13 protein-coding genes are annotated in these 14079 nt (G+C 61.6%); 7 read left to right on the forward strand and 6 right to left on the reverse strand.

Annotated features, from left to right (window positions below; genetic code table 11):
* Position 1: 1 nt before the first annotated feature.
* From ASC97_RS06765 to ASC97_RS06785, 5 genes are all read right to left on the reverse strand, one after another.
* Complete coding sequence (locus tag ASC97_RS06765) at positions 2-946, reverse strand: alpha-E domain-containing protein (RefSeq protein WP_057467589.1); 945 nt, start codon at positions 944-946, stop codon at positions 2-4.
* Entirely contained in the window at positions 946-2355 is a 1410-nt protein-coding gene (locus ASC97_RS06770; protein WP_057467590.1) for a circularly permuted type 2 ATP-grasp protein, read from the reverse strand. The genes ASC97_RS06765 and ASC97_RS06770 overlap by 1 nt, the downstream gene beginning before the upstream one ends.
* 311 nt (positions 2356-2666) lie before the next feature.
* The gene (locus ASC97_RS06775) at positions 2667-3083 is read right to left on the reverse strand and encodes a VOC family protein (protein WP_057467687.1); all 417 of its coding nucleotides are present in this window, start codon (positions 3081-3083) and stop codon (positions 2667-2669) included.
* A gap of 102 nt (positions 3084-3185) precedes the next feature.
* Positions 3186-4892 (reverse strand): DEAD/DEAH box helicase, encoded by a 1707-nt coding sequence (locus tag ASC97_RS06780; protein ID WP_057467591.1) that lies wholly within the window; start codon positions 4890-4892, stop codon positions 3186-3188.
* Between the two features lie 337 nt (positions 4893-5229).
* Entirely contained in the window at positions 5230-5622 is a 393-nt protein-coding gene (locus ASC97_RS06785) for a hypothetical protein (RefSeq protein WP_057467592.1), read from the reverse strand.
* A gap of 269 nt (positions 5623-5891) precedes the next feature.
* Here ASC97_RS06785 and ASC97_RS06790 point away from each other — a divergent pair, with 269 nt between their 5' ends.
* Positions 5892-9110 (forward strand): PAS domain-containing hybrid sensor histidine kinase/response regulator, encoded by a 3219-nt coding sequence (locus ASC97_RS06790; RefSeq protein ID WP_057467593.1) that lies wholly within the window; start codon positions 5892-5894, stop codon positions 9108-9110.
* Here the strand turns inward: ASC97_RS06790 and mnmD are convergent.
* A complete protein-coding gene (gene mnmD / locus ASC97_RS06795) occupies positions 9107-9823 on the reverse strand; it encodes a tRNA (5-methylaminomethyl-2-thiouridine)(34)-methyltransferase MnmD (RefSeq protein WP_057467594.1) in 717 nt (238 codons plus the stop codon). The genes ASC97_RS06790 and mnmD overlap by 4 nt on opposite strands.
* Between mnmD and ASC97_RS06800 the strand changes: the two genes are divergently transcribed.
* The 6 genes from ASC97_RS06800 (at position 9822) to ASC97_RS06825 (ending at position 14078) form a co-directional block, all read left to right on the forward strand.
* The gene (locus ASC97_RS06800) at positions 9822-11000 is read left to right on the forward strand and encodes an NAD(P)/FAD-dependent oxidoreductase (RefSeq protein ID WP_057467595.1); all 1179 of its coding nucleotides are present in this window, start codon (positions 9822-9824) and stop codon (positions 10998-11000) included. The genes mnmD and ASC97_RS06800 overlap by 2 nt on opposite strands.
* 111 nt (positions 11001-11111) lie before the next feature.
* Complete coding sequence (locus ASC97_RS06805) at positions 11112-11834, forward strand: DUF1045 domain-containing protein (protein WP_057467596.1); 723 nt, start codon at positions 11112-11114, stop codon at positions 11832-11834.
* Between the two features lie 99 nt (positions 11835-11933).
* On the forward strand, positions 11934-12860 hold the full coding sequence (gene puuE / locus ASC97_RS06810; RefSeq protein ID WP_057467597.1) for an allantoinase PuuE: 927 nt from the start codon (positions 11934-11936) through the stop codon (positions 12858-12860).
* On the forward strand, positions 12857-13351 hold the full coding sequence (gene uraD, locus ASC97_RS06815; RefSeq protein ID WP_057467598.1) for a 2-oxo-4-hydroxy-4-carboxy-5-ureidoimidazoline decarboxylase: 495 nt from the start codon (positions 12857-12859) through the stop codon (positions 13349-13351). Before puuE ends, uraD begins: the two co-directional genes overlap by 4 nt.
* Positions 13352-13425: 74 nt before the next feature.
* Entirely contained in the window at positions 13426-13719 is a 294-nt protein-coding gene (locus tag ASC97_RS06820) for a nucleotidyltransferase family protein (protein WP_057467599.1), read from the forward strand.
* Positions 13716-14078 (forward strand): HepT-like ribonuclease domain-containing protein, encoded by a 363-nt coding sequence (locus ASC97_RS06825; protein WP_057467600.1) that lies wholly within the window; start codon positions 13716-13718, stop codon positions 14076-14078. The genes ASC97_RS06820 and ASC97_RS06825 overlap by 4 nt, the downstream gene beginning before the upstream one ends.
* Position 14079 lies beyond the last annotated feature (1 nt).

Genomic DNA, 14079 nt, shown 5'->3' on the forward strand with positions numbered 1-14079 from the left:
CCTATACGTAGAACCGGTAACCGTCGGAAATTTCCATGCCGAGCTGGTTGTTGCGTGTAACGAAGTCCTCCAGGAATTCGTGCAGGCCCTGATCCATGATGTCCTTGATGGCGCTGGTCTGCAGCGTCTTGCGAATGGTATCGGCCGTATCGTGGGCGGGCAGCCGCTCGCCGTAGTCCTTGGCGAGATAGCCGAGTTCGCTGACGATCTTTTCGTAGCAGTAGGCGAGCGAACGCGGCATCTGGCCATTGAGGATCAGGAAGTCGGCGATGTTCATGGCGCGGTATTCGCCGTCGTATGCCCAGCTGTAGGAGCGGTGGGCGGAAACCGAGCGCAGGATCGATTCCCACTGGACGTTGTCGATCGAGGTCCCGACGGCGGAAACGGCCGGCAGCAGAACATAGTATTTCACGTCGAGAATGCGGCTGGTGTTGTCCGCACGTTCAATGAAGGTGCCGATGCGGGCGAAATTATAGAGCTCGTTGCGCAGCATGGAACCGTGCAGCGCGCCGCGGATCAGGCCGGCACGGTGCTTGATAGCGTCGATCGCTTCCGGCATCTCGGCGGGCTTTAGCCGTCTGGACAACAGAGCCTTGAGTTCGATCCAGAACTCGTTCGTTGCTTCCCATGTTTCCCGGGTGAGCGCCGTGCGCACCATGCGGGCATTGTTGCGCCCGTAATCCACGCAGGACATGACGCTCGAGGAGTTCGAGCGATCGCGCAGCAGATAGTCAATCGCATCGGCGCTGGTGAGCTTGCCGTGACTTTCGTCATAGGCTTCGCGAACACCGGCGCTTTGCAGCACGCCGTCCCAGTTGTCGTCGCCGGATCCGCTCGCCCTGGTCAGCGACATGCGCAGACCGGCATCGATAAGGCGCGCGATGTTCTCGGCGCGCTCGATGTAACGAAACATCCAGTAGAGCCCGTTTGCAGTTCTTCCGAGCATCAGTCCTCCAATACCCAGGTATCTTTTGTGCCGCCGCCCTGGCTGGAATTGACCACGAGGGAGCCTTGCTTGAGTGCCACCCGCGTCAGTCCGCCTGGAATGATCTGGACCTTGTCGGACACCAGAACATAGGGGCGAAGATCCACGTGGCGTGGCGCGATGCCCTTGTTGACAAGGATCGGAACCGTGGAGAGGGAGAGCGTCGGCTGGGCGATGTAATTGTTCGGCCGCGCCTTGAGCTTTTCGGCGAACTCCGCGCGTTCCTTCCTGGAGGCTGTCGGGCCGACCAGCATGCCGTAGCCGCCAGAGCCGTGGACTTCCTTGACGACGAGCTCTTCCAGGTGTTCCAGCACGTATTTCAGGCTGGAATCCTCCGAACAGCGCCAGGTCGGGACGTTTTCCAGAATCGCCTTGCGGCCTGTGTAGAACTCGACGATCTCGGGCATATAGGAATAGATCGCCTTGTCGTCGCAGATGCCGGTGCCCGGCGCGTTGGCAATGGTGATGTTACCCGAGCGGTAGACGTCCATGATGCCGGGAATGCCAAGAGCCGAATCCGCACGGAAGGTCAGGGGATCGAGGAAATCGTCGTCGACGCGACGGTAGAGGACATCGATCGCCTCGTAGCCGCGTGTCGTGCGCATCTTCACCTTGCCATCGATGACGCGCAGATCCGAGCCTTCGACGAGCTCGACGCCCATCGTATCGGCCAGGAACGAATGCTCGTAGTAAGCCGAATTGTAGATGCCGGGTGTCAGCACCGCGACGCGCGGCTTGCCCTTGCAGCCCGGAGGCGCCAGCGAGGCCAGGCTCTGGCGCAGCAGGTAGGGATAGTCCTCGACCGGGCGAACCTTGTTTTCGTGGAACAGCTCTGGGAACATGTGCATCATCGTTTCCCGGTTTTCCAGCATGTAGCTGACACCGGACGGCGTACGGGCGTTGTCTTCCAGCACGTAGAACTGGTCCTCGCCGGTGCGCACGATGTCGGTGCCGACAATATGGGTATAGACGCCGCCGGGCGGGCGGAAGCCGATCATTTCAGGCAGGAACGTATCGTTGCGCTCGATCAGTTCTCGCGGGATGCGGCCGGCGCGGATGATTTCCTGCTTGTGGTAGATGTCGTCGAGGAAGGCGTTGAGGGCGATGACCCGCTGTTCGATGCCCTGTGCGAGCTTGCGCCATTCGCGGCCCGAGATGATGCGGGGGATGATGTCGAAGGGAATGAGCTTTTCGGAGGAGTCGGCATGGCCGTAGACCGCAAAGGTAATGCCGGTTTTCCGGAAGATGTTCTCCGCGTCGCGGGATTTGGCAATCAGATGCGCTCGATCTTGGTTATTGTACCACTCAAAGTATTTCTCGTATGGCTGACGCGAACTTTCGTCCCCGGTGATCATTTCATCAAATGCCAAAGGTGTGGCTCCCCTTTTTTCTTCATTTGAATACAACGCAAATTGCAATGCAAGAACCATGCTCAGTTGGAGGAGAAGATTCGTAAGATCGTCCCGTCCATCAAAACAGCCGAAAAACTGGGCATTTACAGAGATCTGGAGTGTCGGTCTCCGCCGTCAATTGATTTGACCAGCTTAAAACATGAGCAGCTGATTATTTTCCTCCCTCGACGGGATTCAATTTCGGCCGGCCGTTGGCCGGGCATCGATGAAGCTCGATACGAATGCCAGCGCTTCGCCTGTGTCGGGAGCCGCTTGCCGACGGTGAGAACCTAGGTGCCACTGCCGGAAAAGGCGATCAGGTTGCCATCCGGATCCCGCACGATGAAGGTGCGTGCGCCCCATGGCTCGGTGCGCAAGGACTGATGAAACGACACGCCGGCCGCCTGGTACTCCAGGAAAAGCGGCTTCGGGTCGTCAAGCGTCAGCGTCGCTGACAGGGCATCGACCTCCCGGCCCCTGAAGCCGGCGTCAAAAAGCGGTACGCCGACCTTTCGCAAGTTCAAGCGGCCGCCGTCACGAAAGACCTGGGCATAAAACGGCGGATCGCCGTAGGAAAATGCGATCTGGAACCCGAGTTGCCGGACATAGAACCGGCATGCAATATCGAGGTCGGAAACGAAGAGTTGCGGCTCTGCCGACGTGATGACCGGGGCGCGTTTGCTGTCGATTGCTGCTGCTTCCGGCATGATTCCGATCCCTTTGAGCAGCGTCGCCCAACTAGAAAGCCAGGTTTTCCGGTGTCGGACGCGCAAGATGAAGGGCGGGATTTCTCCCGCCCTTCATCTAAATCAGGCGCGTTCGCGGCGCTGGCCGCCGTTGCCGCCGCGCGAGGGGCCGCCGCGGCGGTTGCCGCCGTTGCCTTCGCGACGTTCGCCGCGCTCGCCGCCATTGGCCTGCGCACCGCGGTCTTCGCCGGGCTTACGGGCCGGGCGACCATGCGCGTTGCGTGCGCCGGCGCCGGGATGATGACGGTTTGCGTCGCCGGAATTGGCGTTATTGCCATGCGGCTGGGGACGCTGCGGCTTGCGGGCCGAACCGGCTGCGCGGAAATCCGACGTCGTTGCCAGATCGTTATCAGGGCCTGCCGTTACCGGTGCGGCTTCGCCACGGCGCTGGCCGCGGAAATCCTCGTTGCGCTGCGACTGGGGCTGGCGCTCCGGACGGGGACGACGCTCGCGACGTTCCTCGTTGTTGGCGCGTACTTCGCCGCCTTCGCCTTCGCGACGGGGACGACGCTCTGGACGGCCACCTGCGCGGTGGCCTTCGCCACGGCCTTCACCACCACGACCTTCACCGCCACGGCCCTGGCCGCGGTTGCCGCCGTTGCCATTGTTGGCGCGGCGCGGGGTTGCGTTCATGTTGGCAGGCGCTTCGCCGCTGGCAACCGCGATGTTGATGCTCATCAGGCGCTCGATGTCGCGCAGCAGGCGAGACTCGTCAGGCGCGCAGAAGGCGATCGCGATGCCGTCACGCCCAGCACGAGCCGTACGGCCGATGCGGTGGACATAGGCTTCGGCAACTTCCGGCAGGTCGTAGTTGTAGACGTGGCTGACGGCCGGAATGTCAATGCCGCGGGCGGCAACGTCGGTGGCGATCAGCGTCTTGATGTCGCCGTCCTTGAAAGCTTTCAGGGCGCGTTCGCGCTGGCCCTGGCTCTTGTTGCCGTGGATCGAGGCAACGGAATAGCCGACATGCTCGAGGTGCTTCATCAGCTTCTCGGCGCCATGCTTGGTGCGCAGGAAGACGATGGCGCGGCCATCGGGGTTTTCGGAGAGCGACTTCTTCAGGAGGTCGGTCTTGTCGTTCTTGCCGTTGACGAAGTGAACATACTGTTCAACCTTGTCGGCAGCCTTGCCGGGAGGCGTCACTTCGACCTTGACCGGGTCGGTCAGGAAGTCGGCAGCGAGGTCGGCGATCGCCTTCGGCATGGTGGCCGAAAACAGCATGGTCTGGCGCTTCTTCGGCACCATCTTGGAGATCTTGCGCAGGTCGTGCACGAAGCCGAGGTCGAGCATCTGGTCGGCTTCGTCGAGTACGAGATAGCGCACGGCCGTCAGGCCGATGGCGCGACGATTGACGAGGTCGAGCAGGCGGCCTGGCGTGGCAACGAGAATGTCGGTGCCCTTTTCAAGCTGCAGCTGCTGCTTGTTGATCGAGACGCCGCCGACGACGACGTTGATGCGCAGGTGCGACTTGCGCAGGAAGTTCTTCAGGTTCTGGGCGATCTGGTTCACCAGCTCGCGGGTCGGCGCCAGGATCAGCGTACGGGTGGTACGATTGTCGGGGCGGCGTTCTTCCGGGAGAAGCTTTTCGATGAGCGGCAGACCGAACGCGGCGGTCTTGCCGGTGCCCGTCTGGGCGAGGCCGATGAGATCACGGCCTTCGAGAAGAAGCGGGATCGCCTTTTCCTGGATGGGGGTCGGCGTTTCGATGCCGAGCTGGAAAAGTGTGGCGACGATCGGCTTGGAAACACCAAGCGATTCAAAATTGGTCAAGTCATAACCTTTTTAGGGCGCGCCAAAACAAAATCGCCGGAACGCGGAGTGCGGTCCGGTGTTATTCTGGCGTCAAGAACCCCGCGTGAAGTGGGAACTTGTCTTGTTGGAAAAAGCTTTCCAGCGCTTCTGCCGCGTCTTGGGATGCGGCGTGTACGAAATGCGCTTTTGTCCTTCTTCCTGCATCCTATTTGCTGGCAGGGGCACGCTCACGCGGCGGCCGGAAGGTGAAAGCTGGCCTGCATTTGGTCTAGTTTGCTTGGAAAGTCAAGGGCACGGCCGGAGAAAGGCTTCTGAAAGCCGCTCTTTCGGCGGTGCCCGCATGCTGGCCGATCCCTCAATAGGGGCAGACACTTACCCTGTATGCCGTTCCCCAGCCGTTGCGTCGCCATTCGACATGACAGCGACGGTAGGGCTGATAGTAGTAGGGGCGGTATTGGGATCTGTAGACCGGATAGGCCCGATAGTAGGGTCTATAGGGATAGCGATAATAGGCCGCGCCATAGCGGTAGCCGTAGGCATAGGGATAGCCGTATCCATCTGGATAGCCGTAAGTGTACGGATAGGGACGCAGGCCCTGCGAGAGCACGACGCCCCCGACTGTGCCGACTGCTATCCCGCCCCAGAAGGCATCGTTCGAGTTGGCCGTCGCCGGATTTCCAACGAGCGGAGTGGTCGTCAAAGTCAACGTGATCAGGCCCGCCGCCATGCTTCTATGAAGTACGGACATGTTCGTCTCCTTTCGTGGACGAGTCTTGGCCTCCAGGTCGTCTGAAGTCCCAATAAACATTAGGGCAGTTCTATCATATTTCAGCTGCTCCTGCTTGCCCCGATGCGGTCGGCAGCACCGCGGTCGGCTGATTCCCGCCAGGTGAACTTGGAGTTGCCACGCAGCATTTTTCGCCCACCGGATCGTCATGGTTAATGCATTGTTAAAGACCTCGCGGCTAAGGTCGGGCGAGTGGATTTTTCTTGAAAACTTTGGGGTGGAGCAGCTTCTTGAGATCGCGCGGGGACCTTCTCGAACTGGCATGCCGCCGGATCGCGGATCTGGATTACCCGGCCTATGTCAAGAACAGCGAGCTTCGGTACGTCGCCGTAAACCAGGCCTATGCCGACTTTTTCTCGAAAGAGATCTCCGATTTCATCGGCCGGCGCAGCCGCGAGCTGTTCGACCGACCGGAAGAGGAGGACCGGGAGGACAAGGAACGCCGAGCGCTGGTCTTTGCAAGCGAGGAAAGCGCTATCTGCTTCGACGCGTCAGGTGTCGACTATCACCGGACGCGGATCGAGAGCTTCATGCTGTCGCCAGAGCGCGTCTATGTCCTCGGCCTCTTCGAGACAGAGCGCAGGGCGAAGCACGCGCGACGCGCGACGGTCGGCCCATCCATCGACAGGGCGGCGGAACTCGATCTGCTGCGCGCGATCATGGAAGCCCTTCCGGTTGCCGCTTTCGCGCGCGACGACGATCATCGCCTGATCTATGCCAACCCGTGCTTTGAAGTGTTCACAGGCCAATCGCGTGCCGACGCGCTCGGCAAGACCGAGCAGGAGATGTTCGGTGACGTCGCCGGAGGCGTCATTCATCGGGGCAACCTCGAGGTGCTGGAGACAGGCGAGACGGCCGAGGTCGAGAGTCTTCTGCCCGGAGCCGGCGGCAAGCTCTATCCGGTACTTGCCCGCATCAACCGTATCGAATCCACCGGCGGCAAGCGCTATGTCGTCGGTTCTTTCGCGGATGTCTCGCTGCTCAAGGAGCGTGAGAAGGAGCTGATCGCAGCGCAGGCGCATACGGAGGTGCTGCACCGCGATATCGCAAGCATCCTCAATTCGTTGCCTGTCGGCGTTCTCATCCTTGAGAGCGATCTGACGATTCTTTATGGCAACCAGGCCTTCTATACGATTTCGGATCTGCCGGACCGGCGCTTCGAAGGGCGCCCGTACAGGGAGCTCGTGGAGCATAATCACGCGCTCGGCCGCTATGGTCCGGGCGTGACGCCCGAAGAGATGTATGAGCGGCGCGTCCGTCAGTTTCGCTCGGACGACCAGGCGCCATCGGCAGAGATAAACTGGGGCAGCACTTCGCTCGTTGTCGACAGCCGCCGGATATCGAACGAGCGCGTCCTGCTTACCTACGCCGATATCTCCACCATCCGCCTGCATGAGAAGGAGATCCATGCAGCGCGCGAGGCACTGGAAAGCCTCGGCGAACTGATGGGCGATGCAACGCACGCCATGTCGCAGGGCTTGCTCATCGTCCAGGGGGACGAAATCCTGCTCAGCAACGACGCGCTCGCCGGCATGTTCGATATTCCTCGCAGTCATCTCGAGATCGGCCGGAACTGGGCGGAGTTCTTCACCTTCTGTGCCGCCCGCGGCGACTTCGCAGGCGATCCAGGCGTTGTGCTCGGCGAACTCAGGCAGAGCCTTGGCATGGGGCAGGCCGTCTCGCGGCTGTTTCGCGTTCCCGAAGGTCGCTGGGTTCAGATGGACATCGCCGTCAGTGAGCGCCGGCACTGGGTTGCGCTGTTCACGGACATCACCGCGATGAAGAGCCGCGAGGAGGAGTTGACGCTCCTGCTTGCGCGAGCCGAGGCGGCCGACAAGGTCAAGTCGGAGTTTCTCGCCAATATGAGCCACGAGATTCGGACGCCGATGAACGGCGTGCTCGGGATGGCCGAACTGCTGGCGAATACCAACCTTGATACCCGCCAGAAGACCTTCGTCGATATCATTGAGAAGTCAGGCAACGCGCTGATGACCATCATCAACGATATCCTCGATTTCTCGAAGATCGATTCCGGCCGGATGACCCTGCGCCGGATGACTTTCGATCCGGTCGAGGCGGTGGAGGACGTGGTCACGCTGCTATCGTCGCTGGCAGCGGAACGGGGCGTCGAGCTGCTCGTTCGCACCGCGTCCGGCTTGCCATCCGCCATCATCGGCGATGCAGGCCGGTTTCGGCAGATCCTCACAAATCTCGTCGGCAATGCCATCAAGTTCACGGAACGCGGTCACGTCCTCGTCGATATGGACCATACTGCGGGCGCGGCCGACGAAATCATGGCGACGATCCGCATCGAAGACACCGGCATAGGAATGCCGCCGGATCGGATCGATTCCATCTTCGGCAAATTTTCGCAGATCGACGGGTCCTCGACGCGACGTCACGAGGGGACGGGCCTTGGTCTGGCGATCACCGCCGGTCTCGTCGATCTTTTCGGCGGCTATATCGAGGTCGAAAGCGAACTCGGCAGGGGATCCGTCTTCACGGTCAATCTGCCATTTTTCGTCGCAGCTGCGCGGCATGATCCGAGGCCGCTGCCGATCAATGTCCGAGGCGCGCGCATTCTGGTCGTCGACGACAACGCGGTGAACCGCCAGATCCTGACGGAGCAACTGGCACTGTGGGGTTTCGACGGTGCTGCTGCCGATGATGGGATCGAAGGGCTCGCAATCCTCGAGTCGGCTCACGAGCTGGGCATTGCGGTCGACGCCATAGTGCTCGATTATCAGATACCCGGCATGAACGGGGCGGACATCGCGCGAAAACTGCGCGCCGACGACCGCTTCAGCGACCTGCCGATCATCTTCATGACGTCGATGGACATTGCGGGCACCGAGAAGGAGTTTGCCGCTCTGAACGGTCAGGCGCATCTGATGAAACCGGCACGTGCCAACGTCCTGCGCAACACCATTGTCGACGTCGTCCGGACTCACAGGGTCCGGCTGGCGGCCGATTGCGGCGGCCGCTCCATCGTCGAGACCGAACCCGAGCCGGCAGCCGCGTCGCCTGTCGAACGACCCGGGCCGACGTTCATCGACGTCCTCGTTGCCGAAGACAACGACGTGAACCAGATCGTGTTCACGCAGATCCTGCAGGCAACCGGGCTCACGTTTCTTGTGGTCGGCAATGGGCAGGAGGCTATCGAGGCCTGGGAAAAGCACACGCCGCGCATCATCATGATGGACGTCTCCATGCCGCTGATGAACGGGCACGAGGCAACGCGCAGCATACGCGATATCGAGCGCGGGCAGGGCCATCGCGTGCCGATCGTGGGGGTGACCGCGCATGCGCTGGAGAGCGATCGCGAACTCTGCCTGGATGCCGGCATGGACGACTACATCTCGAAGCCGATCAGTCCCGAGCTTCTTGAAGAAAAGATCGGCCTGTGGCTCGGCAAGAGCGAACGCGCTGCCGGTCGCTCGGCTGGCTAGGGCTTGACGCCGCAGAGCATCTCGCGCTTGCCGGCAAATCCTCCACGGCGTTCTACAGCGAATCCCGCGGCAATCAGATTGCGCCGGACAAACCCCGCGGCGGCATAAGTCGCGAACGTGCCCGCGGGCACCGACTTCGCGCAGACGAGGCGCATCAGTTCCTCCGACCACATGTCCGCATTGCGCGACGGCGCAAAGCCGTCCAGATACCATGCGTCGAAGTCCGCCGCCGCCGCCGCGACGCCGTCGGTCGCCCGGCCGCAAACCACGCTGAGCGTGGTCTGATCGTCCAGCGCCAGCGACACTGTGCCCTCCGGTCTATCCGGCCACAGGGCGGCGAGCGCCTGACGCTCGGTATCGATTTCCGGCCAGTGCGACAATGCGCGGTCGATTTCGTCGCGGCGCATGGGGTAGAGTTCGAACGACATGAAGTGCAGATGCTGGCCGCTCGACCGGAAGAGCTTCCACTGTCGCCATGTCTCCGCGAAGTTGAGGCCAGTGCCGAAGCCCAGCTCACCGATCAGGAAGGTCGCGCGGTTCTGCCAGCGCTCCGGCAGGCCGTTGCCCGCAAGGAAGACGTGACTGCATTCCAGGCGGCCGTCCGTCTGGCAATAAAAATGGTCGCCAAAGGCCGGTGAATAGGGCATATCGCCGTCGCGCCATTCAAGCGGCTGGTTTGCTCTGTCCATCTGATCGGGATCCGTTTCTGTCATGTCAACAGCCGATAGTCCTGCCTTGCCTTCGGGTCAATCGTCTGCAGCGCTGCTGATCGTCGGCGGCGGCATCATGGGGCTGTGGGCGGCCGTTCATGCGGAGCGAATGGGAATCGATACGGTGCTGATCGACGAAGGCTTCCTCGGGCATGGCGCCAGCGGCGGCCTGCTCGGGGCACTGATGCCGCACATGCCGGACAAATGGAACGCCAAGAAGCAATTCCAGTTCGATGCACTGGTCTCGCTGGAAGCAGAAATCGCAACGCTCGAGAGCGAGACCGGGCTTTCGGCGGGCTATCGCCGCTCGGGTCGTCTCATTCCCTTGCCGAAACCGCATCTGCGCCAGATCGCGCTCGGACATTCCGCCGATGCCGAAATTCACTGGGATGCGGGCGAGCGTCGCTTCCGCTGGCACCTTCTCGACGCGCCTCCGGTCCCCGATTGGCCGGTCACCGGCGGAAACGGCTGCGGCCTCGTCCATGACACGCTTGCCGCCAGGGTTGCACCGCGATCGCTTGTTGCCACGCTCGCCGCATTCCTGCGCGGCGCAAAGCATGTGCGGATCATCGACAATGTCGCGCTTGCGGATCTCGATCTCGTCCGCAATCTCGCGGAGACCGACGCGGGAACCATCGCTTTCGGCCATTGCATCGTCGCCGCCGGATACCGGTCCTTCCCCCTGCTCGCGCGCTACAGCGAGGGTCTGACGCAGCCGCTCGGTCAGCCCGTCAAGGGGCAGGCGGCGTTGCTCAGAGCCGATCTCGATCCGTCGCTGCCGACGATTTTCCGCGACGGGCTCTATGTCGTGGCGCACGAGGGCGGTCATGTCGCCATCGGCAGCACCAGCGAGAACCGCTTCGACGACCCCTATTCCACCGACGGACAACTCGATGTGCTTCTGGAGGCTGCAAGGGAGCTCGTACCGGTGCTCAACGACGCCCCGGTCGTCGAGCGCTGGGCGGGTTTGCGCCCGAAGGCCATCGATCGCGACCCCATGGTGGGCGCACACCCGGTCCACGAGAGGCTGCTCGCTCTCACCGGCGGCTTCAAGGTGAGCTTCGGGCTGGCGCACAGGCTGGCCGAGTGGGTCGTCGCGAGCGCTGCTGGCCGCAATCCGCCTTTCGACCTTCCCGAAAGCTTTCGCTTCGCCAGTCACATCAGCGTCGCTTCCCGCTAAGCGTGAATTAGCAGTTGCTGCCCTTCGTTATTCTGTCATGCAAATCACCTATCAGCTTGCGCAACAGCGGGGCCGAGTGAGCCGCAACCGCTCGCCTACGGAGGGAATCGCATGCGCTACGCCATTTGTTTTACGCCCGCTGCCAGCGATCCGCTGACCTATGCGGCCGCAAACTGGCTGGGCCGGAATGTGTTTTCGGGCGAGATGGTCGAGCCGACGGCAATCCGGGGGTTGAGCATTCACGAGGTCGCGTTCCTGACGGCCGTGCCGCGCCGCTATGGCTTTCACGGTGTGCTGAAAGCACCCTTCCGCCTTGCGCCCGGCGTCTCCGAGGAGCAACTCCTGCGAGATTTGATGCGCTTCTGCGGTACGCTGACGCCGTTTCATATCAAGCAACTCGAGGTCGCGCGCATGGGCGGATTCTACAGCCTGGTTCCGTCTCTACCCTGCGAGCACATTCACTATCTCGCTTCGGCGATCGTGCAGCAATTCGACCGTTTCCGCGCACCGCTCAGCGATGCCGATATCGAGCGGAGCGACCCCGACGGTCTGTCAGCCGCGCAGTTTGCGAACCTGCATCGCTGGGGTTGCCCGCACGTGATGGACGAATTCCGGTTCCACATGCCGGTCACGGGGTCCGTCAGCCACCAGGACATGCCGCGCATCGAGCTGGCGCTTCGCAACGTTTTCGGCCCGGTACTTGCCGAACCGGTCAAGGTCTCGAATGTCGCCTTGATGTTCGAGGAAGGCAACGGCGGTCCATTTCGCGTGCACTCGCTGCATCCGATGGGAAAGGTGACCGCCCGCAGGGAGCGGGTTGCGGTGCCTGCCTAAGAGGTTGTGCCGCATAGGCAAAACTCTGTTGCATACTTTCCGTCTCGACATTCCGTGTCCGGATGCTACCGTTCGCCCGACGTTTCAGAAGGTGATTTCATGGTATCCGAGACCTATCCGCGCAATCTCGTCGGCTACGGCCGAAACACGCCCGATCCAAAGTGGCCGGGCGACGCGCGTGTGGCCGTTCAGTTCGTGATCAACTACGAGGAGGGCGGCGAAAGCTCGATCCTCGACGGCGACCCCGCCTCGGAAAACCTTCTGTCGGAGATCGTCGGCGCCGCGGCCTGGCCGAACCAGCGCAACCTCAACATGGAATCGATCTACGAATATGGTTCGCGCGCCGGATTCTGGCGGTTGTGGCGCCTGTTCACCGAACTCAAGGTGCAGGCGACTGTCTATGGCGTGACGCTGGCCATGGCACGCAACCCCGAAGCCGTCGCGGCCATGAAGGAAGCGGGCTGGGAGATCGCCAGCCACGGTTACCGCTGGTTGGAGTACAAGGACTTTCCGGAGGATCTGGAGCGCAAGCACATCGCCGAGGCGGTGCGCCTGCATACGGAGCTGACCGGCGAGCGGCCCTACGGCATGTACCAGGGCAAGCCTTCGGACAACACATTGCGGCTGGTGCAGGAGGAGGGCGGCTTCCTCTATTCGTCGGACTCCTACGCGGACGATCTTCCTTATTGGGTTAAGGGTGCGGACGAAAAGCCGTTCCTGATCATTCCCTACACGCTCGAAACCAACGACATGCGCTTTGCCACGCCGCAGGGCTTCAATTCCGGCGACCAGTTCTTCGCCTACCTGAAGGATGCCTTCGATACGCTTTATGCGGAAGGCAAGGAGGGCAGTCCGAAAATGATGTCGATCGGCCTGCATTGCCGCCTCGTCGGCCGTCCGGGGCGGGCTGCCGCGCTGAAGCGCTTCATGGAGTATGTGCTGAAGCACGACAAGGTCTGGATCCCGCGCCGGATCGAGATCGCCGAGCACTGGCACGCCCATCACAAGCCGGAGGCTATCCGATGATCCCGCGCCAGGAATTCGTATCCCGCTTTGGCGGCGTTTTCGAGCATTCGCCGTTCGTCGCCGAGCGCGCGTATGACGATGGCTATGTCGGTGAGGAACTGACCGTCGATCGGGTTCACACGGCTCTTGTGGCCATCTTTCGTGCGGCAAGCCCCGAGGAGCGGCTCGGCGTTCTGCGTGCCCACCCCGATCTCGCCGGACGGCTGGCGATTGCCGGCGAATTGACGGAAGACAGCAAGCAGGAGCAGGCAGGCGCGGGGCTCGACCGGCTGAGCGGCGAGGAGCATGCGCGGTTTACCGAACTCAACGCCGCCTACGTCGAAAAATTCGGCTTCCCTTTCATCATCGCGGTGAAGGGGTTGAACAAGGACGATATTCTGGCTGCTTTCGAACAGCGGATCGCAAACAGCGGCGACGCGGAGTTCGCGACGGCGACGACACAGGTGGAGCGGATCGCGCTGTTGCGGCTGACAGCGCTGCTGCCGGCGTGACGCGGCTCGATGTGCAGGGCGCTTTTCTCTTGTGTGCCAGTGGCTTATAGTTGGGGAACTGGAGTTCGACCACGATGAAACCATCTGACGTTCTGGAGAAGAACAGGCAGGCGATCCGCGAAGCGACGAAGCGCTTCAACGCGACGAACCCGCGTGTCTTCGGTTCGGTGGCGCGCGGTGAGGACAGGGCCGACAGCGATCTGGACATCCTGGTGGATACGTTGCCGGGAACGACCCTGTTCGACCTCGGCGGGTTGTTGGAAGAGCTGAAGGACATCATGCACGGTACTGAGATTCATCTCCTCGTTCCCGGCGACTTTCCCGAGAAAGTGCGGGTGCGCGTGCTTGACGAGGCGAAGCCGGTATGAATTCCGACTGGTTACAATCCTATCTCGATCAGATGCAGCAGGCGGCTCTTGAAGTTGGCGACTTCATCAAAGGAACACGCAAGGATGACTTCTTAAAAGATGTGCTGAAACAGCGTGCTGTCGGCATGAACCTGCTTATGATCGGGGAAGTTGTCACGCGGCTAATGGAGGAATTTCCGGAGGTGGTCGCAGAGCATCCTGATGTCCCCTGGATAAAGATGCAGGGCATGCGAAATCGCATCGCCCACGGCTACTTCACTATCGATCTGGACACGGTTTGGGATACTGCCACAAAAGCTGTCCCTGAATTGATCCAGGCACTGCACATGCTGCGCCATTGGCGAGCCCAGGGCGAATAAT

It is taken from the genome of Rhizobium sp. Root1203, assembly GCF_001424945.1.
In the GTDB taxonomy this organism is placed as follows: domain Bacteria; phylum Pseudomonadota; class Alphaproteobacteria; order Rhizobiales; family Rhizobiaceae; genus Rhizobium.